The sequence below is a fragment of the Streptococcus sanguinis genome (genome assembly GCF_008329445.1).
GTDB classification, from domain to species: Bacteria; Bacillota; Bacilli; order Lactobacillales; family Streptococcaceae; genus Streptococcus; species Streptococcus sanguinis_O.
Window position 1 is genome coordinate 171,795 of record NZ_VIBR01000003.1, and the last position, 26,482, is coordinate 198,276.

Consider the following 26,482-nt stretch of genomic DNA (forward strand, 5'->3'; position numbering starts at 1 on the left):
CAGCAGATGGTTCTACTGTTTATGTGCTGTGAGTTTGGTTTGGCGCTTTTTCAAGTAGTGGTAGAGCTTGAGTACGACGGTGCCGCTGGCCATGCCAATCGAGATGACCAAGGCTAGAATGACTACCAGAGTGGCGTGAATCATGGCCTGGCTGTAATCACCAGTGACAAAGAAGGCAGTCGTCCGATAGGAAATGTAGCCTGGGACCAGAGGCGCTAGAATAGCCAAAATAAAAACAACAGCGGGCGTTTTATAGATGATGCTGAGAATTTGGCTGATGCAGGAACCGACGATAGCAGCCACAAAGGTTGCTATGATGACATTGGTCGGTCCTTTGAGCAGGAGATAGAGTAGCCAAATAGCCATGCCCAGCACTCCGCCGGGAATCAGCATACTGCGCTGAACATTTAAAACGATTAAAAAAGTAATAATGGCCAGTAGGCTGGCAACTGCTTGCAGTAAGAAAGTCAAGATTGTCATAGGCTTATTTCATAATAAGGAGGGCGACAGAGGTACCTGCACCGAGAGCAAGAGTGATGAGGAGCGATTCAAAGAGCTTGCTCATCCCAGAGTTGATATGGTTGGTCATGATGTCACGCACAGAGTTGGTCAGAGCAATGCCGGGCACAAAAGGCATGACAGAACCCGCAATAATCAAATCATCTGTGGAGTTAAAACCAGAATAGCGTGTCCAGATATGAGCCAGCAGTCCAAAGACAAAGGCTCCAGCAAAAGCTGTCACAAAAGGGATACGGATATATTTGTCAACATACAAAGAGAAGGCAAAGCCAAAGAAGGTAGCAATAGCCGCGCCTAAAGCATCGTAGAAATTTCCGCCAAACATGATGGAGAAGAAGGGAGCACTGAGCGTTGCGGCAGCAATCAGCTGCTTGTTGTTATAGGGTAGCTCCTTAACTTTGAGGCGATTCAGCTCATCAAAAGCCTCTTGAAGGCTGATTTCTCTTGTTACCAACTGACGGGAGACCTGATTGACATCGCAGACCTTTTCGATATTGTAGTTGGTTTTGAGATTGCGCTTCATCCGTGAGATATTTGTATTTTCAATCGAAAAGAAAATAGCCACTGGCATTGCTAAGGCATTGCAGTCAATGATCCCTTGCGAATGAGCGATACGAATCATGGTGTCTTCCACCCGATAGGTCTCGGATCCGCTCTGCAGCAGTAGTGTTCCAGCCAGCATGATAACATCTACCGCCAGATTGAAATCTTTGGCTTCTTCCCTGATACCTTTCTCTGTCATTTCCCCAGTCCTTTTCCTAGTATAGCAATAGAACCATTATACCATAAAGACTCTTAAAAATTTCATCAAGTTAGCAGCCATTTGAAGTCTGAAATACAAAAAAGAAGATTGGAGATTTCCAATCTTCTTTCAAATGGTTTGTAAGTCCTTAGTCGTTTATTAGCTCAAAGCATCGTCCATAGAGAGCACTTCGTGGAAGACACGTTGAGTCAATTCAGTTTTTTGCTCTGGAGTGAGGTACTTAGTATTTACACAGTAACCTGAGATACGAACGATAACGTCTTCACCAGACATAATCTTGTCGTAAACATCCTTCAAGTCCATAACGTTCAAGTTAACGTGCTGACCACCGTTTTCGAAGTAGCCATCCAGGATAGTAACTAAGTTGTCTACTTGTTCGTCGTGAGTCTTACCAAGCGCACGAGGTGATACTTGAGTTGTCAATGAGATACCGTCAGCTGCGTAACTGAAGTCCAAGCTAGCAAGAGAGTTAAGGTTTTGCAACCAGCCACCTTTTGCCTTGTTAGATGGGTTAGCACCTGGTGAGAAGAATTCCAATTTAGACAAGTTCACGCTGCCATCTTCGTTGAGGTAAACTCCTTTGTGAACTGGTGAGTTACCAGTTTGTTTAGAGTAAGCAACGTTAGATGTGATAGTCAAGAGTGATACTGTTGCTTCAGCGTTCTTGTAAAGTTTGTGGCTGCGCAGACGAGTTGTGTAAGCTTCAACCAACCATTCAGCCAGTTCGTTTGAGCGAGGATCATCTTCACCCCAACGTGGGTATTCTCCGATTGTTTCATAGTCGTAGATATAGCCGTTTTCGTCGCGGATTGGCTTAACAGTTGCATACTTGATAGCAGACAAGGTATCAACAGTGTTGGCAAAACCACAGATACCGAATCCCATGTTAGCACGTTGGTAAGTTGGCAAGAAGGCCATTTGAACAGCTTCGTAGTTGTACTTGTCAGTCATGTAGTGGATGATGTTCAAAGCATCTACGTAAGTGTCAGTCAACCAGTCCAGAGATTTTTCAAAATTCGCTTTAACTGATTCGAATTCAAGAACTTCGTCACGGATAGGCTCGATGTCAAATACCTTGTAGTCTTTATGAACATCGTCGTAACCACCGTTGAGACCTGTCAGAAGGGCTTTCAGCACGTTTACACGAGCACCAAAGTATTGGATGTTGTGGCGTTGTTCTTCATTTTCAGGGTCAAGCGGAGACACACAACATGAGATACAGCTCATTTCACCGTAGCCGTCTTTAGCCATTGTTGTTACACCTTCGTATTGGATAGAAGAGTGCTTGTGGCTCATGTGCATACAGTAGCGACGGAATGAGTATGGAAGTTTGTCAGTCCAGAGAACGGTCAAGTTTGGCTCTGGAGAGTTACCAATGTTGTCAAGTGTGTTAAGGAAACGGTAGTCCATCTTTGTAACACGGTGACGGCCGTCGTTACCCATACCTGCCATAGAAGTAGTGATGAAGGTTGGGTCACCAGAGTAAAGTTGGTCGTAAGCTTTCGTACGAGCAAACTTCACTGTACGAAGTTTCATAACGAAATCATCAACAAATTCTTGGATTTCTGATTCAGTGTAAGTACCGCGAGCCAAGTCACGTTCAGCATAGATGTCAAGAACGATAGGCACACGTCCGAGAGAAGTAGCAGCACCGTTGATGACACGGCAGACAGCCATGAAGGCGATGTTAGTCCATTGGATAGCTTCTTTAACGTCGAAAGCAGGACGGCGAACGTCAACTCCGTAAAGGTCACCAAGTTTTACAACTTCACCAAGTGCTTGGTATTGCAGGTTGATTTCTTCGCGCAGACGGATTGTTTCTTCGTCAATATCAGTCAAACCATTCCAGTCGCGAACTTTTTCAGCCATGAGGTAGTCAGCTCCATAAAGAGCAAGACGTGCGTAAACACCGATGATACGTCCGCGTGAGTAAGCATCTGGAAGACCAGTTACAGTGTGGGCGTGACGAGCACGGCGGATGTTAGAAGTGTAAGCACGGAAGATACCGTCATTTACTGTAGTAACATATTTAGTAAAGATTTCGTGAACAGCAGGATCTGGTTCGTATCCATTTTCTTTCAAAGTAGTTTCAGCCATGCGGATACCGCCTTTTGGCATGAAGTTCAATTTGAAGAGTTCGTCGTTTTGGATACCGTAAATCAGTTCGTTGTCCTTGTCAATGTAACCAGCGTCAATATCAGCGATAGATGCTGGACGAGTGTCCATTGGGAAACGAGTTTCTTCGTAGTGAGCTTTTGTTTCTTCTACGATTTTCTTGATGTGGAGTGAGCGCTCAGTAGGACCTGCCAAGAAGCTTTCATCTCCATCATAAGGTGTGTAGTTAGCTTGAACGAAGCGAGAAACACTTGCTTTCTCTTTCCAGTCTTCACCTTTGAAGCCTTCCCAAGCTTTGTCAAAAATATCTTGAGCTTCAACAACTGTTTTTACAACCATTTGATTTTCCTCTTTATTCTAGCAACATAAACTGTTACATTTATAAGTAAAGTATATCATACGGTAATCGGTTTCACAAACCATTTTCGGCAGAAAGAAAGACTTTCTTTTATAATACAGAAAGTAAAAAGTCGCGGATGTGTACTATAGATTTGAAAAACATAACTCTTTTCAAATATTTTGGAAAAATGGGTAAAAAAGTTATAATAAAAGTAATTAAAATGTCATATAAAAATTACTGACAAAGAATCTTACTTTTAAAATACTTTTTACAAGAACAAAAAACTGTTTCAGATTTATTTGAGCAAAAAGGGCCGACTTTGTGAAAGCTCATAAGCTGAAATTTATGGCAGGAGAAAGGAGGAGGCATGCTGATTTTTCCACTGATTAACGATACATCTCGAAAGATTATCCACATTGATATGGACGCTTTTTTCGCTTCGGTTGAAGAGCGGGATAATCCTAAGCTAAAGGGACATCCGGTCATTATCGGCAGCGATCCCCGTTTGACTGGTGGTCGTGGTGTCGTCTCCACCTGCAATTATGAGGCCAGAAGGTTCGGAGTTCATTCGGCTATGAGCTCCAAGGAAGCCTATGAGCGTTGCCCTCAGGGGATTTTTATATCGGGGAATTACGAAAAATATCAGGCAGTCGGCTTGCAGATCCGAGAAATTTTCAAACGCTATACGGACTTGATTGAGCCAATGAGTATCGACGAGGCTTATCTGGATGTAACGGAAAACAAGCTTGGGATTAAATCCGCAGTCAAAATAGCCAAGCTGATTCAGCACGATATCTGGAATGAACTCCATCTGACAGCTTCGGCAGGCGTTTCTTATAATAAGTTTCTGGCCAAGATTGCCAGTGACTATGAGAAGCCTCATGGTCTGACTGTTATTCTACCCGAAGAGGCTGAGGGCTTTCTAGCGCCTATGGATATTGCCAAGTTTCATGGAGTTGGTAAGAAGAGCGTTGAAAAACTGCATGAAATGGGAGTTTATACTGGTGCAGATCTGCTCAAGATACCAGAAATGACCCTGATTGATAAGTTTGGTCGCTTTGGTTTTGATCTCTACCGTAAAGCGCGTGGCATCAGCAATAGTCCGGTCAAATCCAATCGTATTCGTAAGTCGATTGGGAAGGAGCGGACCTATGCCAAACTGCTCTATAGTGAGGAGGACATCAAGAAAGAGCTGACCCTGCTGGCACAGAAGGTAGAAAATAGCCTGACTAAGCATGATAAGAAAGGACGAACCATCGTTCTGAAAATTCGTTATGCCGATTTCTCCACCTTGACTAAAAGAAAAAGTTTGGCTCTAGCCACTCAAGACAAGAAGCAAATCGAGCGAACGGCTCATGAGATTTACGATAGCTTGGAAGAACAACCACGAGGTATTCGTCTGCTAGGGTTGACAGTGACGGGGTTTGAATAAAGATAAAGGCTTGGTTCATTACCGGGCTTTTTTAGATATAGCTTTTAGTATGAGAGGGTTGCTTGTGACGAGTTTCTAAGTTGTCTGATAATTTTCATTGACTAAAAATAATCTTTTTTGAAAAAATACTGGACAAAGTTTTCTGTGTCTGTTATACTGAATTTATAAAATAAAAAACCGCCCGGTCGGTTTTTGAAAAGAAAGGAGCAGAAATGAAGAAATCTGTAGTAGAAAAAACAAGCGAGCACATTCTCAAGTTGAATCAGGAACTGGATCGACAGCGGGAAGGTCAGAAAGAGTTTTTGCAGCAGCAGGCAGAAAAACGTAAGGTGCAGCTGGAAAAGATGACACAGGGTGAGAATTGCATACGCTATTCTAAGTGGGGAGTCAAAGCTGGATATGCTGTCCTTGCTGGTGGCCTATTGACTTCTATCTTTAGCCCTTGGCGAGGACTGGGTATCATGGCAGTAGGGGGTCTGAGCCTTGCCTCCAATCTCTGGCATATCCGGCGATTGCAAAATCAAGAAAGGAGCAAGTAGCAGAGAAATGGCCTGTCTTAAGCATCAGAGTCAGGACAACTTAGAAACTAAAAGCAGCAGGTAGTATCTAGACGATGCTGACGTATCTTTTAGCACCAATTAGTCCATATTTGCTTTTTAGTTTAGGCAAGGACTAAAAGACTACGTTTTCTATTTGGCGTAGGTCTTTATTTTTTATAATAAAACAAACCGAATGGTCGGATTTTAAAAATCTGCGTTTCAAAACAGGCAATCATCTGAAAGACTGAAAGTAAAGGATGCCTTTGTCCAGTTTTCGGATGACTTTTCACTATTCTACATTTGATAAGGAGTTATCGTATGAACACACAAACACATGTAGAGCCAGAGACAAGGCATATCCTGCCCTTTCTGGCCTGGACTTTTGGCATTACCTGGGGAGCCTGGCTGCTTCAGTATATTTTAACCGCCCTGAAGCTGACCAGCGGGGCTGAGCCTTTGGGCTTTGCTCTCAATTTCATCGGGGGCTTCGGACCGACTTTGGGAACTTTTATCAGCCTCAAAATTTCTCATCCCAAGAAGATGCTGGACTTTATCTTTTCTCATGCTAAGGGCTGGTGGATTTATATGCTGGCCTTCTGTCTGGTTCGGGTTTTGACCCTTTTTATCGCCAATCCTGTATTACCGCCGCTCAATGCCATTCTGATGTTTCCTCTGGGCTGGACCTTTGTCACCTTTGCTGGAGGCGGCAATGAAGAACTGGGCTGGCGGGGCCTCCTGCAGCCGGCTCTGGAGAAAAAATTCTCCTTCCCTCTGGCAACTGTCATCACGGCTCTGGTCTGGGTGGCCTGGCATCTGCCCCTCTGGCTGATTCCGGGAACGAGTCAAAGTCAGATTTCTTTGCCCTTCTATCTCTCCTTTGGTATCTTGCTCTGTTTCTGTCAGGCGGCTCTCTACAAGCAGACGGCCTCTGTATTTGCCTGCATGGTCTTTCACGGCTGCATTAACTTTGCTCAGGCGACGATTGTCGGCAGTGCTACAAATGGCGGAAGGTATCTCAGCTTCCAGGCTGCTAATCTGGTCATGACCGCCCTGCTGGTCGGCTGGTGGTATTGGAAGGGCAACCGGAAAGGAGTTCAGAAAGATGCAAGCTAAAAATCTTGGCAATCGCTCTTCTGCCAAAGAAAAAGGAGTAATCATATGAACACACAAACACATGTACGGCCAGAACCCAAGCATATTTGGCCTTTCTTAGCTTGGACCTTTGGTATTAGCTGGGGATCCTGGCTGATTCTGTATATTTTAGCCGCCCTGAAGCTGACCAGCGGGGCTGAGCCTTTGGGCTATGCTCTCATTATCATCGGTGGCTTCGGACCGGCCTTGGGAACTTTTATCAGCCTCAAAATTTCTCATCCTAAGAAGATGCTGGACTTTATCTTTTCTCATGCTAAGGGCTGGTGGATTTATATGCTGGCCTTCTGTCTGGTTCGGGTTTTGACCCTTTTTATCGCCAATCCAGCCCTGCCGCCTCTGAATGCCATTCTGATGTTTCCTCTGGGCTGGACCTTTATCACCTTTGCTGGGGGTGGGAATGAAGAGTTGGGCTGGCGGGGAGTGCTGCAGCCGGCTCTGGAGAAAAAATTCTCCTTCCCTCTGGCAACTGTCATCACGGCTCTGGTCTGGGTGGCCTGGCATCTGCCCCTCTGGCTGATTCCGGGAACGAGTCAAAGTCAGGTTTCTTTGCCTTTCTATATTTTCTTTTGTATCCTGCTCAGTTTCTGTCTGGCGGTTCTCTACAAGCAGACGGCCTCTGTCTTTGCCTGCATGGTCTTTCACGGCTGCATTAACTTTGCTCAGGCGACGATTGTCGGCAGTGCTACAAATGACGGAAGGTATCTCAGCTTCCAGGCTGCTAATCTGCTCATGACCGCTCTGCTGGTCGGCTGGTGGTACTGGAAGGGTAATCGGAAAGGAGCTGAGAAAGATGCAAGCTAGAAACTATAAAGATTCCTCATCTGTCAAGCAAATTCTAATTTTTCTGCTCTGGACTTTTGGCATCAGCTGGTCTGCGTGGATTCTCTCAGCTGTGCTGAAAGAACGAGTGCCGCTGCTTTATCCGCTTCTCATGATAGTGGGAACATTTGGTCCTGCTATAAGTGCCAAGCTTGTCTTAGGTAAGTCTTTGAAAGAAATGCTGGCTTTTATCAAGTTTACTAGGAAAAGAAGCTGGCCTTATCTATTGATTTTTGTGGGGCTATACACGATTTCCATTGCCTTTGTGACCAGGCCGCTGCCAGGTTTGAATCTTTTGAATGTCTTGGTTCTGGCTCTGGTAACGACTCTTCTGACAGGCGGCAATGAAGAGATTGGCTGGCAGGGCTTCCTGCAGCCAAGTATGGAGAAGATCCTGCCCTTCCCTTTGGCAACTGTAGCAACTGGGTTAATCTGGGCTGTCTGGCATCTGCCCCTCTTCTTTATGCCCGGCAGCAGTCAGGCGGGGACCTCCTTTCTGGTCTTTACAGCCGCCTGCCTGCTCAGCCGTTTCTGGCTGGCAGCTCTTTACAAGGTCAGTCAGTCTCTCCTCTATTGTGTCCTCTTTCATGGGCTCATTAATACTATTGGCGAAGCCATCTTTGTAGGCAAGGGAACGGAAAATCCCCTCTTTTTCCTAGGCTATATCTTGATGGCGGCTTACAGTATCTATCTTTGGTATCAAAGGGATTAGAAAGACAAGGCTTAAAGATATTTTTATGATTTTGTATTTCTCCGGCTTTTTTGGTAGAATAAAGCTATATTAGAAACAAAGGGGAACAGAATGGCGCAGCGAAAAGACAAATCCCAGGCCATGAGAGAAAAAATTTTAAATACAGCAACCCAGCTCTTTATCCAAAAGGGGTCCGAAAAGACCAGTATGCAGGACATCGCCCAGACGGCGGGCATCTCCAAGGGGGCTATCTACCATCATTTCAAGTCAAAAGATGAGATTGTCCTTGCGGTGATTAGGAGCCGGCAGGAGCTGATGGAAGAAGAGATGAAGCAGTGGCTCAAGGCTACGGAAAATCTGACCGGCAGGGAGCAGCTGCAAGCCATCCTCAAGTCCAATCTGGAAAGTCAGACAGCCCGGGCCATAGACGGCATTGTGGATGTGTACGAGCAGGATGCAGGTTTTATTTTGACCATGATGCGGGACAATCTGCGGATAGGCGCCCCTCTGGTCAGCGATATTATCAAAAAAGGCATGGCAGATGGGTCTATCCAGACTCAGTATCCGGACCAGACTGCGGAAGTCTTTCTGCTGCTGGTGAACTTCTGGATGAATGAGACCGTTTTTGAAAGCGATCCTGAAAAACTGCCAGAACGCTTCCATTTTCTGCAGTTTATGATGACCTCGGTCGGCATGGATATCTTTAATGATGAGCTCATGCAGCTCTTTAGCCAGAGAAATAAGGCATAAAAAAAGGCTGGGACAGAACTAAAAAATTTAATTCTGTCCCAGCCTTTTTATTTATGTGCTAAATATACTGCGGATATCTTCCTCGGTCAGGCCGATTAGGGGGTCGATTTTCAGGAAATTTTCTTCTGTCAAGACATATTTTTCCACAGCTTTTTCCAAACTATCCACAGGAGTGTGGATAAGTTCCTGCGGGGCTTCTAGGTCAGCAAAACGCTCGACCAGATAGGTTTTGCGGGCGGTGCCGGTGTTTTTGACGGCATAGTTAAAGGCAGCTTTTTCCCCAAGCAGGATCAGCTTGCTCTTGGCCCGGGTAATGGCTGTGTAGACCAGATTGCGCTGGAGCATGCGGTGGCTGCTGCGGGTGATAGGCAGGATGACCACGGGAAACTCGCTGCCCTGAGACTTGTGAATGCTCATGGCGTAGGCCAGGCGAATCTTGTACCATTCGCTGCGCGGGTAGATGATTTCATTACCGTCAAAGTTGATGGTCAGCTCGTCCTGCTTGGAGTCGGTGTACTTAGTAGGCAGCAGGTCGCTGATGTAGCCTAAGTCACCGTTGAAGACATTGCTTTCAGCATCATTGACCAAGTGGATAACCCTATCTCCTTGGCGATACTGACAGTCGGGAGCTTCAAAGGTCAATTCATCTTTCTCTACAGGATTGATGAGATTTTGCATAAGATTGTTAATCTGGTCAATGCCGGCTGGTCCTCGATACATTGGTGCCAATACCTGAACATCTTGAGCTGGGATACCGCTGCGAATGGCTGCGCTAGCGATTTTCTCAATCATAGGCGGGATATGCTCATTTCTAGCTTCAAAATAAGAGCGGTCCGCTTTTTTGTCTGTAAAGTCTGCAGGCAAAATGCCCTTCTGAATCTGGCTAGCCAGTGTGACAATTGTAGACTCTTCGCTCTGCCGATAGATGGTTTCCAGCTTGGTCTGTGGAATAGTCGGTATCTGCAGCAAATCTGCCAGAACCTGACCCGGACTGACAGAGGGCAGCTGGTCGGCATCTCCGACAATCAAGAGTTTGGTCTGAGAGGAGATATTGCTGAGCAGCTGATTAGCCAGCCAAGTATCCACCATGGAAAATTCATCCACAATAATAAAATCAGCATCCAGATAATCATCCAAATGACTGGTATCATCATCGCCAGTCATCCCCAAATGGCGGTGGATAGTGGCACTAGGAAGACCGGTTAATTCGTTCATGCGACGAGCAGCACGACCAGTGGGAGCCGCTAGCAGAATCGGCAGATCATTGACCTTTCGAAGATCCAAACCGCGAAGCTGGGCGTAGACTGCGATGATACAGTTGATAACGGTAGTTTTTCCAGTGCCCGGTCCGCCGGTTAGGATAAAGACCTTCTGATTGATAGCCTGGCGGATGGCTTCTTTTTGGATACTGTCATAGGAGATGCCAGAGCTTTCTTCCACTTGCTGGATAGCCGCAGTAATGTTATCTGCGTCAAAGCAGTCTTGCTCTCCTTTTTCCAACAGACGGACCAGATTACTTTTTATTCCTTCTTCAGCAAAAAATAGGCTGTTTTCAAAGATCTTGGTCTCTACATTCTGGACCTTATCTTCCTCAATCAGATGGGCCAGCTCATCAGCGACTAGACTAGGGTCCAGCTCCACTTGGCGTGAGCTTTCTAAGAGCTCGATGGTATGCTCCAGTAAATCACGAGCTTCAACATAAGTATCTCCCCGCTCCATAGACTGGGTCAGCAAAGTATGGACAAGGCCAGCCCGAAAACGCTCAGGGGCATCACTTTCGATGCCTAGTTCTTCTGCCAGATGGTCAGCGATTTTAAATCCAATCCCCTGAATATCCTCTACCAGCTGATAGGGATATTTTTCGACAATATCCAGCGTTTCTTCCTTGTAGGTATCCTGGATTTGAAAAGCCAGCTTATTGGGAATGCCGTAGGCTGCCAGCTTGGCTAGTACCATCTCAGTTCCGTAGTTAAGTCTGAGCTTAGCGACAAAGGCCTCGCGGTTCTTAGCTGCTAAGCCGTTTATCTGAGTCAGCTTTTCCGGCTCTGCTAAAATCTTGTCAATGGTGTCTTCGGTATCTTCTCCGTAGAGTTGGACGATTTTTTGAGCAGTCTTGACCCCGATGCCCTTGAAATGGTCACTGGAGAAGTATTTTACTAGGCCTTTACTGCTGGGTTTGGCTCGCTCATAGCGGGAAATTTTCAGCTGCTGACCATATTTGGGGTGCTGGACAAGACTGCCCCAGAAGGTGTAGTCTTCGCCTTCCATGACATCTGCCATGGAGCCGGTGACAATGATTTCAAAATCTTCAAAATCCTCGGCATCTGTATCCTCAATATCTAAGAGCAGAATACGAAAAAAGTTGCTGGGATTTTCAAAAATAATCCGTTCAATCGTTCCTGAAAAGTAAAATTCCATAGTTTATAGGTTCTTCTTTTAAAACGAACCCAGCTGACGTTCAGCTGAGTTCGGTATGCTTAATAGGTCTTAAAAGGCAGCAGCGGCCAGAAGCGGAACTTGGCTTCGCCCTGGATTTGTTCTGCTTTGAAGGTACCAACCTGGCGGCTATCCTTGGAAACAATCCGGTCGTCACCCAGAAGCAGGTATTCATCATCCAGAAGCTTGATGGTGAAGACAGGACTGCCATCCTTGTCAACGGTGAAGGCTTGAGCCTGAGCTGCGAGTTTCCTGAAAAACTCACCATTGTCATCATAATCGTCCCCAGTATAAGTGGATTGGAGTTTGTCTTCTTTGAATTTCTTGATGTAGTCCGTCAGGTAAGGCTCGTCTGTTTTTTTGCCGTTGATATAGAGAGTATCATTTTCATACTGAATAGTGTCGCCCGGCATACCGATGACCCGCTTGACAATCTCCTTGGTTGTACCGTTATCATCTGTCTCAGTGGCGACAACGATATCAAAGCGGTCAATAGACTGATGTTTGAGGACAAGCAGGTATTCCCCATTAGCTAGCGTAGGGTCCATAGAGTGGCCATCTACCTTTACAGGGGACCAGAGAAAGAGCCGTGACAGGATAATGACAGAGATGAAGAAGAGAAAGAGGCCCCATTCTTTGAGAAATGAGAGGACAGGATTTGATTTTTTCATAGGTTACCTTTCTAGAAGTTTTTGTGCTTTTTCAGTATTTTTAAAGTGGAGTTTAGCAGAATGCTGCAGACCGGCCATTCCATAGGCTTGAAGAATCTGGCTGGCAACGTAATCGCTCTTGCTTCCGGCTCCGCTAGGCAGGGTATAGCCTAACTCTTGACTAAGATTTTCTAGATTTTCCAGAAAGAGGTCACGAGCGATAATAGAGCTGACCGCAACAGCTAGGAACTTTCCTTCAGCCTTTTCAATCAGACTTACCGGATTTGGAAAATGATTCTTTTCCTGCTTTAGATATTTATTGTAGTTTTGCTGGCTGGTAAAGGCATCGATGACAATTTTTTCGGGATTGATGCCTTTCTGCAGCAGTAGGTAAATAGCTTGATTATGTAAGGCTACCTTGACAGAGACGGCATTGTAGCCAGAAGCGATGACTTCGTTGTACTTCTCTGGCGATAGGAGCAGAGCTTGGTGGGCAATTTTTTCTTTTAAGACCGACGCCAGTTGGCGAATCTTGTTATCGTTCAAGGTTTTAGAATCACCGACACCCAGTTTTCTGAGAAAGTCATGCTGGTCTGGAGTGACGAAAGAAGCTACGACGGCTAGACCTCCAAAGTAGGAGCCGTTGCCGACCTCATCGGTCCCAATGAGGGCAAAATTCTGAGAAGCAGGACTAGAACTGGTCTTGGTCACTTGATGGCCAAAAAAGCCAGCGTAGTGAGCAGCTTTTGCCCCTTGAAAGAGAACTTTTCCGGAGCTAAAGATACTGACCGTCGCCTGATTCAGCCGGAAGAAATATTGAATATGTGGGTTCTTGCTGGGAGCCAGCTGGTCCTGATATTTCTCAGCAAAAGCCTGAATTTCTTGCTGTTTGGGACTGAGGGTGATACTTTCCATACCCCCTATTGTACCATAAAAAGGAAAAGTCGAAAGCCATAAGATTGAAAATCCTACAAAAATTTTGTAGGAGAGCACCGCTGCTTGCAATGTCAAAAAAGGTGAAAAAGAAACTCCCTATCTTGTTCCAAGTGTTTTAATAACTGACAAAGGGCTTATTTTTTGATATAATACAATGAGGTGATTTTATGGCAAATTTGAATCGATATAAATTTACATTTGGAAACAAGACCTTAACTCTAACAACAGAACATGATAATCTCTTTATGGAAGAGGTAGAACAGGTAGCAAAGGAAAAATACAAGGCTATCAAAGAGCAGATGCCTGCGGCAGATGATGAAGTCCTGGCGATTTTGCTGGCAGTCAATAGCCTATCTACCCAGCTCAGCCGCGAGATTGAGTTTGACGACAAGGAAAAAGAACTAGAAGATTTTCGTCACAAAATGCTCAGTGATTTGAGAGAAAAGTCGGGTAAATAGAGGAGAAATAATGTTTTCTATTATTATTTTACTAATATTGGCCTGGAGCTTTTATATTGGCTACTCGCGTGGTATTGTTCTGCAGGGCTATTATGCTGCTGCGACTATGGTTTCTATGCTGGTAGCTGGAGCTTTTTATAAGAGCTTGGCTAAGTTCATCAGCCTCTGGGTGCCTTATGCCAGTGCGACTCAGGGCTCTTCGACCTATTTTTTCCCTAGCTCCCAGCTCTTTCAGTTGGACCAGGTTTTTTATGCTGGTTTGGCCTATCTCATTATTTTTACGGCTGTCTACATCCTTGGGCGCTTTTTTGGGATTTTTGCGAATCTGATTCCCTACCCCAATAAGCTGGATACCAAATGGTACAATGTGACCAGCGGAGCCATCGCTGTTTGCATCTCTATTTTTGTTTTGGGAATGTGCCTAACTATTTTAGCTACGGTGCCGATGGAGATGGTTCAGGAGCGGCTCAACAGCAGCTTCATGATTCGCTTTATTGTCAAGTATACCCCTATCACATCCAATATCCTCAAAGATCTCTGGGTGAATCAAGTTATCGGATAAAAGACGACTCAGTTGGCCTGCTAGCTGGGTTCTTTTTTACTAGAAAAGAAAATTATGAACACAAAAATTTTAGAAACCTTAGAATTTAAGAAAATAAAAGAACTTTTTGCTCCCTATCTTTTGACCGAGCAGGGGCAGCTGGAGCTGGGTCTGCTTTTGCCGACCAGCAAGAAGGAGACGGTGGCCTCGGGTTTTCTGGAAATGACGGATATGCAGCAGATTTTTGTGCAGCATCCGCACTTTAGTCTAGCTGCGACTCAGGATATTACTGCCTTGACCAAGCGCTTGGAGCTGGAAAGCGACTTGAATATTGAGGAGTTTTTGGCTCTCAAGCGCGTTTTGGCAGTGACTCAGGAGCTCAAGTCCTTTTATGATGACTTAGAAAATGTGCACTTGGAAAAGCTGGACCGTCTGTTTGAGAATCTAGCTGTGTTCCCTAAGTTGCAAGGAAGTCTGCAGGCTGTGAATGATGGCGGCTTTATCGAAAGTTTTGCCAGCGAAAGTTTGAGCCGTATCCGCCGAAAAATTCAAGAAAATGAAAACCAGGTGCGGGAGATTCTGCAGGAGATTCTCAAAAACAAGGGAGAGATGCTGGCGGATCAGGTAGTGGCTAGCCGGAATGGCCGCAATGTGCTGCCCGTGAAAAATACCTATCGCAACCGCATTTCTGGTGTGGTTCACGATATTTCAGCCAGCGGCAATACCGTCTATATCGAGCCTAGAGCAGTTGTCAATCTCAACGAAGAAATCGCCAGCAGTCGGGCGGATGAACGATATGAAATTCAGCGGATTTTGCAGGAATTATCGGACCTATTCCGTCCCCATGCAGCTGAAATTGCCAACAATGCTTGGATTATCGGACATCTGGACCTGGTGCGTGCCAAGGTCCGCTTCATGCAGGAGACGGGAGCGGTGGTGCCAGACCTGTCAGAAGAGCAGGATATCCAACTGCTCAGTGTCCGCCATCCCCTGATTGAAAATGCAGTGGCTAATGACCTGCATTTCGGGCCTGATTTGGCAGAGATTGTCATTACCGGGCCTAATACCGGTGGTAAGACCATCATGCTGAAGACCTTGGGGCTGGCTCAGATCATGGCCCAGTCAGGTCTGCCGATTCTGGCGGACAAGGGCAGCCGCGTCGGGATTTTCAGTCAGATTTTTGCAGACATTGGTGATGAGCAGTCGATTGAGCAGAGCCTGTCGACTTTCTCCAGTCACATGACCAATATCGTATCTATTTTAGAGGAGGTTGATAGCGAGAGTCTGGTTCTGCTGGATGAGCTGGGAGCTGGAACTGACCCGCAGGAGGGAGCAGCTCTGGCCATTGCTATCTTGGAAGATTTGCGGCTAAGGCAGATTAAAACCATGGCAACGACCCATTATCCTGAGCTCAAAGCCTATGGGATTGAGACGGACTGGGTGGAAAATGCCAGCATGGAATTTGATACAGATAGTTTAAGGCCGACCTATCGCTTTATGCAGGGAGTGCCTGGCCGCTCCAATGCCTTTGAAATTGCTCGGCGTTTGGGCTTAGCGGAAGTTATCGTTGGCCACGCCCAAGAGCAGACTGACACAGACAGTGATGTCAATCGAATCATTGAGCGCCTAGAGGAGCAGACGCTGGAAAGCCGCAAGCGCTTGGATAATATCCGCGAGGTGGAGCAGGAAAATCTCAAATTTAACCGAGCTCTCAAAAAGCTATATAATGAGTTTAACCGAGAAAAGGAAACCGAGCTCAATAAGGCACGCTTGGAAGCTCAGGAAATCGTTGATTTGGCTTTGTCAGAGAGTGAGAGCATTCTCAAAAATCTCCATGATAAGTCCAGCCTTAAACCGCATGAGATTATTGAAGCCAAGGCTCAGCTTAAAAAGTTGGCACCAGAAACGGTTGATTTATCAAAGAATAAGGTGCTCAAGCAGGCTAAGAAAAATCGGGCGCCCAAGGTGGGAGATGATATCCTAGTCACCAGCTATGGTCAGCGGGGAACCTTGGTCAAGCAGCTCAAGGACGGCCGTTGGGAAGCTCAGGTCGGTCTTATCAAGATGACTCTAGAAGAGCAGGAGTTTAACTTACTCAAGGCTGAAAAGGAGCAGCAACCTAAGCGCAAGCAGGTCAATGTGGTCAAGCGGGCCAATACTGCTGGACCGAAAGCCAGACTGGATCTGCGCGGCAAGCGCTATGAAGAGGCTATGGAAGAGCTTGATGCCTTTATCGATCAGGCCCTCCTAAATAACATGGCTCAGGTGGATATTATCCACGGTATCGGGACCGGGGTCATCCGTGAAGGGGTGACAAAATACCTCCGCCGCAACAAGCACATCAAGTCCTTCGGCTATGCTCCGCAAAATGCTGGCGGCAGCGGTGCAACGATTGTAGTCTTTAAGTAAGAGGCCAGAAATGAAAATACAAACCTATGACTCGACTTATGAGAAAAGTTGGGTTTATACAAAAGCTTTGAGTTATCTCTTTTCGCCTTTCTTTGATGATATGAGTCGCAGCAAGGATGAGTTTACTGAAGAACCTTACCGAGATTCAGTTGAGCTTATAGCGGTGGAAGATAATCAGGTTGTGGGGCTTCTAGATGTAGGGATTTACACCGAAGAAGCAAGTCATTCTTATCCATATTATCCAGGAGAAAAGATAGCTTACTTCGCTAATCTGGCTGTCCATCCTGATTTTCAAAATCAAGGGATAGCCGGCCAACTCTTTCAAACTGCTTGGGATCAGCTGCATGAAAAGAAAGTTGAGGCCTTGATCATCTTTACCAGAGACGGAGAGCAGGCAAATCATCTCTATCAGAAGTGGGGCGGCAAGCTGATTTGTCAAGATTATTTAGTTGTCGGGCGACCCAAAGGTCAAATACCGTTTTCTTTCAGCGTTGATACTAAGCAGCAGACAATCTGTCTGACAGACAAGTCAGGAAATTCTTTAGGCTATTATCAAAGAGAAGGACATTATATTGTCTCAAGGAAAGAAGATTTAGAGCATTTTGATATTGATGAGCTTTACAAAGAGCATACCTATGTCTTGAAAATCGAATAGGGTATTGGAAGTTTCAGCGAAGAGATAACAGCAGGTCCTTTTATGAGGGCCTGCTTTTTGCTATAATATAAGCAGCATAAAGTGTTTCGGAGGGTAAATTAAATAATGAGATTAAAACACGCATCAGATTCTTGCACGACTATTTTGGTAGGCAAGAAGGCCAGTTACGACGGTTCAACCATTGTGGCTCGTACAGAGGATTCACAAAACGGGGTCTTTACGCCCAAGAAATTTGTCGTAGTGGAGCCACAAGACCAGCCACGCCATTATCAGTCAGTTTTGACATCTTTTGAGATGGAGTTGCCAGATAATCCAGTCCGCTATACGGCAGTGCCAGATGCAGTTCCCAAAGATGGGATCTGGGGAGCTGCTGGGATTAACAGTTATAATGTTGCTGTCAGCGCAACGGAAACGATTACAACCAATAGCCGCGTGCTGGGGGCTGATCCGTTAGTCGAGTCAGGTATCAGCGAGGAAGATATTCTTACGCTGGTTCTGCCCTATATCAAAACAGCTCGCGAAGGGGTTCTTCGTCTAGGGAAAATCCTAGAAGAGTACGGTACTTATGAGTCCAATGGAATTGCAATCTCAGATATCAACGAAATTTGGTGGCTGGAAACCATTGGCGGCCACCATTGGATGGCACGGCGCGTGCCAGATGATGCCTATGTGACCAATCCCAATCAGCTGGGTAGTGATCATTTTGAATTTGACAATCCTGAGCATTTTCTCTGTCATCCAAATCTCCAAAAGTTTATCGAGGAAAATCATCTCAATCTTAATTACTCGGACGAGGGCTTCAATCCACGCTATGCTTTTGGTAGCCAGAAGGATAAGGACCGCCATTACAATACGCCGCGAGCTTGGGATATCCAGCGTTTTCTCAATCCAGAAGTGGAGCAAGATCCAAGGAGCTTCTTCATCCCATGGTGCCGCAAGCCATACCGCAAGATTACGATCGAAGATGTCAAGTATGTCCTGAGCAGTCACTATCAGGATTCACCTTATGATCCTTACGGAGCAGAGGGGGACCACCACAGCAGACGGGCCTTTCGGACTATTGGGATCAATCGGACCAGTCAGACAGCCATCTTGCAGCTGCGCCCTAATCAACCGCAGGAAACGACTGGTATCCAGTGGCTATCCTACGGCTCCATGCCTTACAATACAGCCGTTCCTTTCTTTACTCAAGTCTCAACAACGCCAGACTACTTTGCAAATACGACGGATAAGGTTTCGACGGATTCTTTCTACTGGGCTAATCGACTCATTGCTGGGCTGGCTGATGCTCATTTTAGCAGTCATGTCGGAGATTTGGATGATTATCAGGAAAAGACCATGGCTTGGGGCCATGAAATGATCGGTCGGGTAGATAGAGCCCTGGCCAAGGGCGAGGCTGTGGACTTTGAAGCTGAAAATCAAGCCATGAGCGACAAGGTGCAAGAAGCGACAGACCAGCTCTTGGAGAAAGTACTCTTGGATGCCAGCAATCTCATGACCAACCATTTCTCACTGAGTGATTGATAGGCAATGGTTGTTAAACTATGATGTTGTTTTAGAGGGAAAGGTTTATTATGGAAGAACTATTTAAACAATTGCTAACTCCTGCTATTATTACGGCTGTTACAGCCCTAATTTCAGGAATATATGCATACTTTCAAAAGAAAAAAGAAGAATATAGAAAATATGTCTACGAAAATAAGCAAGAGGATTTTAAAAAACTAACAGTCTATGCTGAAGAAATTGCAGAACTTAGTCCAGAAAGTTCTGAGAAGTTCAAGAAACTCTTATTTAAAATTTCTCAAAGGATAAACCCTTATGGCCGAAGGATTAAAACATTTGGATTATATCAATGGGTAAGAGATGATGGTTATATTTGGTTTAAAATAGATGATATTGGTAAGAAAATAAAGGAAGGGAGCGTTGAGTCTGAGGATTTAGAAGAATTAGCACATCGTATACAAGTGTCGAAGAGATTATTAGATGTGAAAATAGAGAAAGATGTCTCGTCGATTAGTAGTTCGCAACTTTGGTTCTATTTTTTACAGTACTCTATGTTGCTGCTTCAATTTTTATTAGGCTATTTTCTATTTCAACAATGGTCTAATACAAGTGATGAAAATCTGATAACGTCCATCCTTATTCTATCATACTGCTTACTTATTTCTATTTTCATTCTCCTAATTCTTCCAGAACGAATAGTTGGTAGTGGAGATAATGATAAAAAAATGATTATGTTGGAATATCTATTAATTCCTGCTGTTGATGCTTGGAGTATTGTAACTCTTTCTAGTGATAGAATTAATTTTGTAAAAAGTATTTCTTTGAGCGTAGTATTATTTTTATTATTTTCGTTTATAATTTTGCTGATTGTGATTTTGAAGTCTACAATCTTTGGAAAAAGTGAAGTTGGAAAAGTTTCCACAATATATAAATTTGAATATGCTTCTTTACAGTCTACCAAAGAAAAAGGAATGTGGAAAAGTTTTATAGAAATAATCAAATTTTGTAAAAAGGGAAATAGGGTGGAATAAGATATAAAAAGGAATTTTAATCTATTGTAGCAGCCGTAGCAAATATTTTTCTTTCTCCTGCTTTTGTTGTAAAATGTTATCAAAAGTAAGCTATTTAAAGGAGAAGATTTATGGTAGCAGCAGTTACAGATGCAACATTCGCAGAAGAAACAAAAGATGGATTGGTTCTGATTGACTTTTGGGCAACTTGGTGCGGTCCATGCCGCATGCAAGCGCCTATTCTGGAGCAGTTGGCAGGGGAAGTTCATGAAGACGAACTGAAAATCCTTAAAATGGATGTGGATGAAAATCCAAATACTGCCCGCGAATTTGGCATTATGTCCATTCCGACCCTTCTGTTCAAGAAAGACGGTCAAGTTGTTAAGCAAGTCGCAGGTGTTCACACCAAAGACCAGCTCAAGGCTATTATCGCTGAATTAAGCTAAGTAAGAAGCCTCTGAGCTTCTTTTTTGCATCAAAAAACGTTTACATCCTTAAAATTTTTTATAAAATATTGACAAAAAGCGAATGTTCTTTTAGAATAATAGAAAATTAATAATCAACACCGAACGAAGTTTTTCAGAAAGAGGCAGGCACCTCTGACTGTGAAATGGACGGAACTCTGGAGAGACCATGAATGGCACCGAAGGGGCAAGGCGGTTTAGAATCGCTCAAACTCTCAGGTAAAAGGACAGAGCGAAGAGGCAGGGCTTTCCCTACTCCAGCACATCCAGAGTACATGTTTTGCATGTGCTCTTTCTTTTTCTCGGTGTGAAAAGGAGCTTATATCATGTTGGAAATATTGAATCGTCTGGATTCTTTGGTTTGGGGTCCGCCCCTGCTCATTTTGCTGGTTGGTACCGGTATCTATCTCAGTCTGCGTCTGGGTTTGCTACAGATTTTTCGACTTCCGCGTGCCTTTCGGCTAATTTTTGTATCAGACGAGGAGCATCAGGGCGATGTCTCTAGCTTTGCGGCTCTTTGTACTGCTCTAGCCGCGACGGTGGGAACGGGAAATATCATCGGAGTGGCAACGGCCATTAAAACCGGTGGACCGGGTGCTCTCTTCTGGATGTGGGTAGCTGCTTTCTTTGGAATGGCAACCAAGTATGCCGAAGGTCTCTTGGCTATCAAGTACCGCCGCAAGGATGCTCATGGAGCCATGGCAGGCGGTCCTATGCACTATATCTTACTAGGGATGGGCGAGAAGTGGCGCCCGCTGGCCATCTTTTTTGCCCTAGCTGGTATCTTGGTGGCTCTTTTGGGGATTGGGACCTTTACGCAGGTCAATTCCATCACAGAGGCCATGCAGAATACTATTCAGCTGCCTCCAGCTGTGACAGCTTCTATCTTGGCTATTTTGGTGGCTCTGGTTATTTTCAGCGGCATCCAGTCTATTGCTCGAGTATCGACCAAGGTTGTGCCCTTTATGGCAGCTATTTATATCTTGGGCACTGTGACTGTCTTAGCGGTCAATCTAGATCGTCTGCTGCCCACTCTCCGGCTGGTCTTTAGTTCAGCCTTTAGTCAGACAGCTGCTGTCGGTGGCTTTGCCGGTGCGACCATCCAGATGGCAATTCAAAACGGGGTCGCGCGTGGAGTTTTCTCCAATGAATCTGGTTTGGGTTCAGCACCCATTGCAGCGGCGGCAGCTCGGACCAAGGAACCGGTAGAACAGGGCTTGATTTCCATGACCGGAACCTTCATCGACACCCTGATTATTTGTAGTCTGACAGGATTAACGATTTTAATCACAGGGGTCTGGGATGGCAATCTCAATGGTGTGTCCCTGACTCAGGCAGCCTTTGCGACTGTTTTTGCTAATTTTGGTCCGGTCCTGCTTTCAGTCTTTCTAGTTCTCTTTGCCTTTACGACTATCTTGGGCTGGAACTATTATGGTGAGCGCTGTTTTGAGTTTCTCTTTGGGGTTCGCTATATCCGCGTTTATCGTCTGCTCTTTGTCCTGATGATTGTCCTCGGTGGCTTTGTGGGTCTGGAGGCAGTCTGGATTATTGCAGATATTGTCAATGCCCTCATGGCCTTGCCAAACTTAATCGCTCTTCTAGTACTTTCTCCTATTGTCATCAGTGAAACAAAGAAATACTTTGACAAGCATCGAAAGAACTAATTTTCGCACGTAAAAAAGCCTCTAGCTTTCCGTAATGATGGAAGTCTAGAGGTTTTTTGTCGAAATTAATAGTGTTTTTCTTTTGACCAGCTGCTCATCTCGGCCACAGCTGTAAAGAGAACGTCAGTAGAAGAGTTGAGGGCTGTCTCGCAGGAGTCCTGAATGACACCAATAACGAAACCGACGCTGACTACCTGCATAGCCAAATCATTGGAAATCCCAAAGAGGCTGCAGGCGACCGGAATGAGCAGAAGAGAACCGCCAGCTACGCCGGAGGCCCCGCAGGCAGAAATTGCCGCTACAATACTGAGAACTAGAGCCGTGCCAAAGTCAACCCTGATACCCAGCGTGTTGACAGCAGCCAAGGTCAGGGTATTGATAGTAATAGCAGCCCCTGCCATGTTGATAGTGGCTCCCAGAGGAATAGAGACAGAGTAGGTCTCTGGATTGAGCCCCAGATCTCGACAGAGTTTCATGTTAACGGGGATGTTTGCCGCAGAGCTGCGCGTGAAAAAGGCAGTCACGCCACTGACCCGCAAACAGCGCCAGACTAAGGGATAAGGATTTTTTCGCAGCATGATAAAGGTAATCAAAGGATTGATAATCAAAGCGACAATCAGCATACTGCCGATCAAGACCAGCAGAAGGATACCATAGCTTTTTAGAGCCTGGAAACCTTTTCCGGAAATGGTCGTGTAGACCAGACCTAAAATACCCAGAGGGGCTAGATTGATAATCCACTCGACAATCTTAGAAGTGATATCTGCCAAGGTCTGCAACAGTTCCTTGCTGTGGTGGCTGGCTTCCCGCATGGCAATTCCAAAGATGACAGCCCAGGACAGGATACCAATGTAGTTAGCGGTGATGAGGGCGTTGATGGGATTGTCCACCAGCTGAAGCAGAAGATTGCTGAGAACTTGTCCGATTCCATCTGGCGGAGAAACCTTTTGGGAGGACGAAGCCAACTCTATACTAATGGGAAAGAAAAAGTTGACCAGGACCGCTACCAAGGCCGCCGCAAAGGTTCCCAGAAGGTAGAGCAAGATGACTTTTTTCATATTGCTCTTTTGTCCTTTATGCTGCTGAGAAAGAGCGTTTGCCACCAGAGCGAAGACTAGGAGCGGAGCGATGGCCTTGAGGCCGCCAACGAAGATTTGGCCCAGAAGTCCAATGGCCTGTGCTTGGGGGAAGATGATAGCCAGCAGGACACCAATGCCAATACCAATGGAAATCCGCTTGATTAGATTGGTTTTATTCCAAATAGTGATGAAGCGATGGACCATGTAAGTTCCTTTCTTGTCTTAGATACTTATTTTATTATACGATAGGAAGGGGGTGAAAGCAATGCTAGGTCATGCTAACCATTCTATGTCCATGCAGATTGGTCTTTGTGGTATAATGGTAGTAATCTTTTTGGAGGTAGCCTATGTCTAAGACCGGAAATGTCTTTTCCCGTTATATCCAGCAGTTTGACTGGAGCAAGATTGCAGATGACCTTTTTTCCAAGCTGGTCTCTTTACTTCTGCTTTTTATCTTATTTTACATCGTTAAGAAAATCCTGCATTTGTCAGTGACCAAGATCATTGCTCCCTCTCTCAAGCTATCCAAGCAGGATGTAGCCAGACAGAAAACCATTACTCGGCTGATTGAGAATCTGCTTAATTATGTCTTGTATTTCCTCTTGATTTACTGGGTTTTATCCATCTTGGGACTGCCGGTTTCCAGTCTTTTGGCTGGTGCGGGGATTGCCGGTGTGGCGATCGGTATGGGAGCTCAGGGCTTCCTGTCGGATCTAGTCAATGGCTTCTTTATTCTTCTCGAGCGACAGTTAGATGTCGGTGACAATGTCCGCCTGACTAACGGTCCTATCAACATCGCTGGAACAGTAATCAGTGTCGGGATTCGGACGACACAAGTGCGGGACGCAGATGGAACACTTCATTTTGTGCCCAACCGCAATATCATGGTTGTCAGCAATCTGTCTCGTGGAGATATGCGGGTTTTGATTGATATTCCGCTTTATGCTCAGACGGATTTGGATGAGATTTACCGTATAATTTCCAAGGTCAATGAAGAAGCTGTGCCAGAACATCCCGAGATTCTCAAGGAACCGGATGTCTTGGGGCCGCAGATGGCTTCAAATGGCCAGTTCAACTTCCGCATCAGCATGATCGTACAAGGTGGCATGCAGGTTTCCATTTACCATATCTTCTACCGCCTTTACCATGAGGCGCTTTTGCGAGAGGGGATTGAGCTTCCGACGCTTGGACCTCTTTCAAAAGGCATGTAATTATTGATTAGAAAGGTCCATATGAATCAGCGAATTCAGCAGGAAATTGTCAGTGAGGACAATCTTGTTTACCGTTTAAAACGTCCTCTCCACAAGCAAGGTCTCTTTTGGGCAGCTCTGGTGTCTGGTATTATCATCTTTCTTCTGGCCTTGCTCAGCATTCTCCTCGTCATCACCACGATTGGCCTTATGGAGGAAAATGACCATCTCAAGTCTCTCACAGGCTATCACAACTCGCCTTTGGAGTCCTATAACAGCCATGCTTTTGAGAAAACAGTTGAATTTTCCAGTGGACTCAAGGTGACAGTTCATTCGGCAGTAGAAGACAGTAAGAAAGTCATGAGCGATGAGTCAACAGGTGTAGCTGTCGTTGCGACAATCACGGTTGAAAATACTTCTAAAAAGCCCATTCTGCTCAGTCCTTATGATTTTGGGCTCTATGACAAGAAGGAAAATGTCTATATTTTGGATGGCTCAACCTTTGACAATACACAAATCGGCACCAATCTGGCGCCAGGCAAGTCCATCCGCTTTGACTTAGTATTTGACGGGGAAGGCGGCGATGAGGATACCTATACTGTGACCTACGAAAATGCTAAGTGGCAAAAGGAGAAAAACAAGACACAGAAAGAGAAAAAGAAGGAGCAATAGGGGAAATTAACCTATTACTCTAATGTCTTTGCTACTTTCCGCACTAGATTTGAAAATGGAGGCAGCAAACTGTATAGATAAAAGAAGATTTGAGGCAAAAGTTTCAAATCTTTTTCTTGACTCTGACCTTAGAGGAGGGTGTATACTGGTGAAAATTAGAAAAGGAGATTGCCATGAAAATCAATATCATTCGTTCTGATAAGGTTTATCAGGAGTTGCTCGAATTACCCTTGGAAAAAAGAGAGGGTTGTTTTCGAGCTAAGATTTTAGCACCTTTTGCAACAAAATATCAAACACAACACATTCCTCTGAAAGCGAAGTATCCTGGAGGATTTGATGCTTTGTTCCTGCTTGGTTTTATGAATCAGCTACCCGGCACTCTGTCAGAAAAGGATAGACCGGCTATTGATGCTCTGAGCTCTGATCAGCTCTGGCAAAATTGTCAAGATACCATCAAGAGGAGTATTGGTCTTTTTGAGCAAGCTGACTATGATTTAGAGGTTGAGGATTACTATTTTACTATTTTGTTAGGCAATCCAGAAAAGCCCATGCTACAGCTCAATAAGGGTTATAGCGGAGATGGAGGAATTCCAGGCTACCTCATGCTTAGTCTGCTGCCAAATGACTATACTTTACCACGTGTGCAGGCGGCGCTGGCCCACGAGTGCAACCATAATGTCCGCTTCCAATTTATCAAATGGAACCAGCAGACGACACTAGCAGACTGGGTAGTCAGTGAAGGATTGGCAGAGTCTTTTGCTGCTGAGCTCTATGGCAAAGATCTCATTGGGCCTTGGGTTACTTCAACCAGTCCAGAGCAGTTAGAAGAGATTAAGCCTATCATCTCCAGTCAGCTTCAGCTAACGGGGATGGCGGAAATGGCTCCTTATCTCTACGGTGATGAAATCGCTGAGATTCAAGGTCAAATACCAGTCGGTATGCCTTATTCTGCGGGCTATGCTTATGGCTATCATCTGATACAAGCTTATCTGAAAAAGACTGGCAAGAGCATTATTGAGGCCACAGTAACACCGACAGAAGAGATTTTAGCAGCGACAAAAGACTTTTGGAAATGACACATTTTTGCTTGAAAATCTACCAGAACCTGATATAATGTAGGTGATTTCTGGAGGTATCAGTATGCATTATAAAAGAGTTGAATTGAAAGTCACAAATCAAGGTATCCATGAGCGCAAGATTTTTCAAGGGGTTAAGATTTTCAGCCGCAGCAAGCTGTCCAAAGATCAGAAAAGCATTCTGACGCAGAAGGTTTATCTGACACCGAAGCAAAACATTGTTTACTATCAACGGGCAGATGTCAACTATGACCAGAACTGGTATCATAAGAAGGATTATTACGAACTAGCTTATGGCCAGTTGGACAGAGAAACTGTCTTTAAGGTTTGCCAAGATTTTGACGAACTAAGTCCTTTTCTGGAGACTGAGCTGCTTGAGAAGCTAAAAGAAAAGCAGTCAGCAGGCAAATTTTTTGAAAAATTAGATATATAAAAATCCGGCTGCTTTGATAAGCAGTCGGATTTCTTTAAGTTATAGTTTAATAATCTTTCATGAGGAAATATAGAGCTATTGAACCGGCAGTTTTTTTTTTACTTACCAAGATACTGAAATTGGATCCATTTTTATCATGAACAGCTAACTTAGTTAGAAGTTGTGGGAATACTATAGTTGACATCT

At 45.0% G+C, this 26,482-nt stretch carries 25 protein-coding genes and 1 riboswitch; of the genes, 18 read left to right on the plus strand and 7 right to left on the minus strand.

What is annotated here, in order from left to right:
• Positions 1 to 12: 12 nt before the first annotated feature.
• The 3 genes from FKX92_RS07830 to pflB all read right to left on the minus strand — a co-directional run bounded on the left by FKX92_RS07830 (position 13) and on the right by pflB (position 3,736).
• Complete coding sequence (locus tag FKX92_RS07830; protein WP_149566000.1) at positions 13 to 480, minus strand: threonine/serine exporter family protein; 468 nt, start codon at positions 478 to 480, stop codon at positions 13 to 15.
• 4 nt (positions 481 to 484) lie between these two features.
• Positions 485 to 1,261 carry a threonine/serine exporter family protein gene (locus FKX92_RS07835; protein ID WP_149566001.1) on the minus strand — a complete coding sequence of 259 codons (777 nt, stop codon included), beginning with the start codon at positions 1,259 to 1,261 and terminating at the stop codon, positions 485 to 487.
• A 159-nt stretch (positions 1,262 to 1,420) separates the two neighbouring features.
• A complete protein-coding gene (gene pflB, locus FKX92_RS07840) occupies positions 1,421 to 3,736 on the minus strand; it encodes a formate C-acetyltransferase (RefSeq protein WP_002896602.1) in 2,316 nt (771 codons plus the stop codon).
• A 368-nt stretch (positions 3,737 to 4,104) separates the two neighbouring features.
• On the opposite strand from pflB, the gene dinB reads away from it, so the two are divergent.
• From dinB to FKX92_RS07870, 6 genes are all read left to right on the plus strand, one after another.
• Positions 4,105 to 5,169 carry a DNA polymerase IV gene (gene dinB / locus FKX92_RS07845; protein ID WP_149566002.1) on the plus strand — a complete coding sequence of 355 codons (1,065 nt, stop codon included), beginning with the start codon at positions 4,105 to 4,107 and terminating at the stop codon, positions 5,167 to 5,169.
• A 212-nt stretch (positions 5,170 to 5,381) separates the two neighbouring features.
• Positions 5,382 to 5,708: a hypothetical protein gene (locus FKX92_RS07850; RefSeq protein WP_149566003.1), complete on the plus strand. Its 327-nt coding sequence runs from the start codon at positions 5,382 to 5,384 to the stop codon at positions 5,706 to 5,708.
• Between the two features lie 318 nt (positions 5,709 to 6,026).
• Positions 6,027 to 6,821, plus strand: a complete 795-nt coding sequence (locus tag FKX92_RS07855; protein ID WP_149566004.1) for a CPBP family intramembrane glutamic endopeptidase — start codon at positions 6,027 to 6,029, stop codon at positions 6,819 to 6,821.
• Between the two features lie 45 nt (positions 6,822 to 6,866).
• Positions 6,867 to 7,661, plus strand: a complete 795-nt coding sequence (locus tag FKX92_RS07860) for a CPBP family intramembrane glutamic endopeptidase (RefSeq protein WP_149566005.1) — start codon at positions 6,867 to 6,869, stop codon at positions 7,659 to 7,661.
• On the plus strand, positions 7,651 to 8,391 hold the full coding sequence (locus FKX92_RS07865; protein WP_149566006.1) for a CPBP family intramembrane glutamic endopeptidase: 741 nt from the start codon (positions 7,651 to 7,653) through the stop codon (positions 8,389 to 8,391). The genes FKX92_RS07860 and FKX92_RS07865 overlap by 11 nt, the downstream gene beginning before the upstream one ends.
• 90 nt (positions 8,392 to 8,481) lie before the next feature.
• A complete protein-coding gene (locus tag FKX92_RS07870) occupies positions 8,482 to 9,120 on the plus strand; it encodes a TetR/AcrR family transcriptional regulator (protein WP_149566007.1) in 639 nt (212 codons plus the stop codon).
• A 51-nt stretch (positions 9,121 to 9,171) separates the two neighbouring features.
• Here FKX92_RS07870 and recD2 read toward each other — a convergent pair whose 3' ends face one another.
• Genes recD2 through rnhC form a run of 3 tightly spaced genes read right to left on the minus strand, consistent with a single transcriptional unit; the run spans position 9,172 to position 13,121 of the window.
• Positions 9,172 to 11,538 (minus strand): SF1B family DNA helicase RecD2, encoded by a 2,367-nt coding sequence (gene recD2 / locus FKX92_RS07875; RefSeq protein WP_149566008.1) that lies wholly within the window; start codon positions 11,536 to 11,538, stop codon positions 9,172 to 9,174.
• A gap of 59 nt (positions 11,539 to 11,597) precedes the next feature.
• Positions 11,598 to 12,227, minus strand: a complete 630-nt coding sequence (gene lepB / locus FKX92_RS07880) for a signal peptidase I (protein ID WP_149566009.1) — start codon at positions 12,225 to 12,227, stop codon at positions 11,598 to 11,600.
• A 3-nt stretch (positions 12,228 to 12,230) separates the two neighbouring features.
• Positions 12,231 to 13,121 carry a ribonuclease HIII gene (rnhC, locus tag FKX92_RS07885; RefSeq protein ID WP_187759409.1) on the minus strand — a complete coding sequence of 297 codons (891 nt, stop codon included), beginning with the start codon at positions 13,119 to 13,121 and terminating at the stop codon, positions 12,231 to 12,233.
• Positions 13,122 to 13,309: 188 nt separating this feature from the next.
• Between rnhC and FKX92_RS07890 the strand changes: the two genes are divergently transcribed.
• From FKX92_RS07890 to FKX92_RS07925, 8 genes are all read left to right on the plus strand, one after another.
• Positions 13,310 to 13,600, plus strand: coding sequence for a hypothetical protein (locus FKX92_RS07890; protein ID WP_149566011.1), 291 nt, complete (start codon positions 13,310 to 13,312; stop codon positions 13,598 to 13,600).
• Between the two features lie 10 nt (positions 13,601 to 13,610).
• On the plus strand, positions 13,611 to 14,162 hold the full coding sequence (locus tag FKX92_RS07895; protein WP_002903748.1) for a CvpA family protein: 552 nt from the start codon (positions 13,611 to 13,613) through the stop codon (positions 14,160 to 14,162).
• Between the two features lie 54 nt (positions 14,163 to 14,216).
• Positions 14,217 to 16,550, plus strand: coding sequence for an endonuclease MutS2 (locus FKX92_RS07900; RefSeq protein WP_149566012.1), 2,334 nt, complete (start codon positions 14,217 to 14,219; stop codon positions 16,548 to 16,550).
• Positions 16,551 to 16,560: 10 nt separating this feature from the next.
• Positions 16,561 to 17,205 carry a GNAT family N-acetyltransferase gene (locus FKX92_RS07905; RefSeq protein WP_149566013.1) on the plus strand — a complete coding sequence of 215 codons (645 nt, stop codon included), beginning with the start codon at positions 16,561 to 16,563 and terminating at the stop codon, positions 17,203 to 17,205.
• Between the two features lie 105 nt (positions 17,206 to 17,310).
• Positions 17,311 to 18,729, plus strand: a complete 1,419-nt coding sequence (locus FKX92_RS07910) for a C69 family dipeptidase (RefSeq protein WP_149566014.1) — start codon at positions 17,311 to 17,313, stop codon at positions 18,727 to 18,729.
• Positions 18,730 to 18,779: 50 nt separating this feature from the next.
• Complete coding sequence (locus FKX92_RS07915) at positions 18,780 to 19,739, plus strand: hypothetical protein (protein ID WP_262405262.1); 960 nt, start codon at positions 18,780 to 18,782, stop codon at positions 19,737 to 19,739.
• A 110-nt stretch (positions 19,740 to 19,849) separates the two neighbouring features.
• Entirely contained in the window at positions 19,850 to 20,164 is a 315-nt protein-coding gene (gene trxA, locus FKX92_RS07920; RefSeq protein WP_002898369.1) for a thioredoxin, read from the plus strand.
• A 166-nt stretch (positions 20,165 to 20,330) separates the two neighbouring features.
• Positions 20,331 to 20,423, plus strand: a riboswitch (glycine riboswitch).
• Between the two features lie 85 nt (positions 20,424 to 20,508).
• Positions 20,509 to 21,846: an alanine/glycine:cation symporter family protein gene (locus tag FKX92_RS07925; protein ID WP_149566015.1), complete on the plus strand. Its 1,338-nt coding sequence runs from the start codon at positions 20,509 to 20,511 to the stop codon at positions 21,844 to 21,846.
• Positions 21,847 to 21,911: 65 nt separating this feature from the next.
• On the opposite strand, the gene sstT is transcribed toward FKX92_RS07925, so the two are convergent.
• On the minus strand, positions 21,912 to 23,129 hold the full coding sequence (gene sstT, locus FKX92_RS07930) for a serine/threonine transporter SstT (protein WP_149566016.1): 1,218 nt from the start codon (positions 23,127 to 23,129) through the stop codon (positions 21,912 to 21,914).
• Positions 23,130 to 23,272: 143 nt separating this feature from the next.
• On the opposite strand from sstT, the gene FKX92_RS07935 reads away from it, so the two are divergent.
• The 4 genes from FKX92_RS07935 to FKX92_RS07950 all read left to right on the plus strand — a co-directional run bounded on the left by FKX92_RS07935 (position 23,273) and on the right by FKX92_RS07950 (position 26,296).
• Complete coding sequence (locus tag FKX92_RS07935; RefSeq protein WP_101771788.1) at positions 23,273 to 24,136, plus strand: mechanosensitive ion channel family protein; 864 nt, start codon at positions 23,273 to 23,275, stop codon at positions 24,134 to 24,136.
• A 21-nt stretch (positions 24,137 to 24,157) separates the two neighbouring features.
• Positions 24,158 to 24,787, plus strand: coding sequence for a DUF4352 domain-containing protein (locus FKX92_RS07940; protein ID WP_149566017.1), 630 nt, complete (start codon positions 24,158 to 24,160; stop codon positions 24,785 to 24,787).
• Between the two features lie 173 nt (positions 24,788 to 24,960).
• Entirely contained in the window at positions 24,961 to 25,863 is a 903-nt protein-coding gene (locus FKX92_RS07945) for a DUF2268 domain-containing protein (protein ID WP_149566018.1), read from the plus strand.
• 64 nt (positions 25,864 to 25,927) lie between these two features.
• Positions 25,928 to 26,296, plus strand: coding sequence for an EXLDI protein (locus FKX92_RS07950; protein ID WP_002903365.1), 369 nt, complete (start codon positions 25,928 to 25,930; stop codon positions 26,294 to 26,296).
• Positions 26,297 to 26,482 lie beyond the last annotated feature (186 nt).

What these genes read in the sequence shown, in the direction of transcription:
- FKX92_RS07830 (WP_149566000.1), bottom strand. Translation starts at nt 480, where the DNA reads ATGACAATCTTGACTTTCTTACTGCAAGCAGTTGCCAGCCTACTGGCC.
- FKX92_RS07835 (WP_149566001.1), bottom strand. Translation starts at nt 1,261, where the DNA reads ATGACAGAGAAAGGTATCAGGGAAGAAGCCAAAGATTTCAATCTGGCG.
- pflB (WP_002896602.1), bottom strand. Translation starts at nt 3,736, where the DNA reads ATGGTTGTAAAAACAGTTGTTGAAGCTCAAGATATTTTTGACAAAGCT.
- dinB (WP_149566002.1), top strand. Translation starts at nt 4,105, where the DNA reads ATGCTGATTTTTCCACTGATTAACGATACATCTCGAAAGATTATCCAC.
- FKX92_RS07850 (WP_149566003.1), top strand. Translation starts at nt 5,382, where the DNA reads ATGAAGAAATCTGTAGTAGAAAAAACAAGCGAGCACATTCTCAAGTTG.
- FKX92_RS07855 (WP_149566004.1), top strand. Translation starts at nt 6,027, where the DNA reads ATGAACACACAAACACATGTAGAGCCAGAGACAAGGCATATCCTGCCC.
- FKX92_RS07860 (WP_149566005.1), top strand. Translation starts at nt 6,867, where the DNA reads ATGAACACACAAACACATGTACGGCCAGAACCCAAGCATATTTGGCCT.
- FKX92_RS07865 (WP_149566006.1), top strand. Translation starts at nt 7,651, where the DNA reads ATGCAAGCTAGAAACTATAAAGATTCCTCATCTGTCAAGCAAATTCTA.
- FKX92_RS07870 (WP_149566007.1), top strand. Translation starts at nt 8,482, where the DNA reads ATGGCGCAGCGAAAAGACAAATCCCAGGCCATGAGAGAAAAAATTTTA.
- recD2 (WP_149566008.1), bottom strand. Translation starts at nt 11,538, where the DNA reads ATGGAATTTTACTTTTCAGGAACGATTGAACGGATTATTTTTGAAAAT.
- lepB (WP_149566009.1), bottom strand. Translation starts at nt 12,227, where the DNA reads ATGAAAAAATCAAATCCTGTCCTCTCATTTCTCAAAGAATGGGGCCTC.
- rnhC (WP_187759409.1), bottom strand. Translation starts at nt 13,121, where the DNA reads ATGGAAAGTATCACCCTCAGTCCCAAACAGCAAGAAATTCAGGCTTTT.
- FKX92_RS07890 (WP_149566011.1), top strand. Translation starts at nt 13,310, where the DNA reads ATGGCAAATTTGAATCGATATAAATTTACATTTGGAAACAAGACCTTA.
- FKX92_RS07895 (WP_002903748.1), top strand. Translation starts at nt 13,611, where the DNA reads ATGTTTTCTATTATTATTTTACTAATATTGGCCTGGAGCTTTTATATT.
- FKX92_RS07900 (WP_149566012.1), top strand. Translation starts at nt 14,217, where the DNA reads ATGAACACAAAAATTTTAGAAACCTTAGAATTTAAGAAAATAAAAGAA.
- FKX92_RS07905 (WP_149566013.1), top strand. Translation starts at nt 16,561, where the DNA reads ATGAAAATACAAACCTATGACTCGACTTATGAGAAAAGTTGGGTTTAT.
- FKX92_RS07910 (WP_149566014.1), top strand. Translation starts at nt 17,311, where the DNA reads ATGAGATTAAAACACGCATCAGATTCTTGCACGACTATTTTGGTAGGC.
- FKX92_RS07915 (WP_262405262.1), top strand. Translation starts at nt 18,780, where the DNA reads ATGGAAGAACTATTTAAACAATTGCTAACTCCTGCTATTATTACGGCT.
- trxA (WP_002898369.1), top strand. Translation starts at nt 19,850, where the DNA reads ATGGTAGCAGCAGTTACAGATGCAACATTCGCAGAAGAAACAAAAGAT.
- FKX92_RS07925 (WP_149566015.1), top strand. Translation starts at nt 20,509, where the DNA reads ATGTTGGAAATATTGAATCGTCTGGATTCTTTGGTTTGGGGTCCGCCC.
- sstT (WP_149566016.1), bottom strand. Translation starts at nt 23,129, where the DNA reads ATGGTCCATCGCTTCATCACTATTTGGAATAAAACCAATCTAATCAAG.
- FKX92_RS07935 (WP_101771788.1), top strand. Translation starts at nt 23,273, where the DNA reads ATGTCTAAGACCGGAAATGTCTTTTCCCGTTATATCCAGCAGTTTGAC.
- FKX92_RS07940 (WP_149566017.1), top strand. Translation starts at nt 24,158, where the DNA reads ATGAATCAGCGAATTCAGCAGGAAATTGTCAGTGAGGACAATCTTGTT.
- FKX92_RS07945 (WP_149566018.1), top strand. Translation starts at nt 24,961, where the DNA reads ATGAAAATCAATATCATTCGTTCTGATAAGGTTTATCAGGAGTTGCTC.
- FKX92_RS07950 (WP_002903365.1), top strand. Translation starts at nt 25,928, where the DNA reads ATGCATTATAAAAGAGTTGAATTGAAAGTCACAAATCAAGGTATCCAT.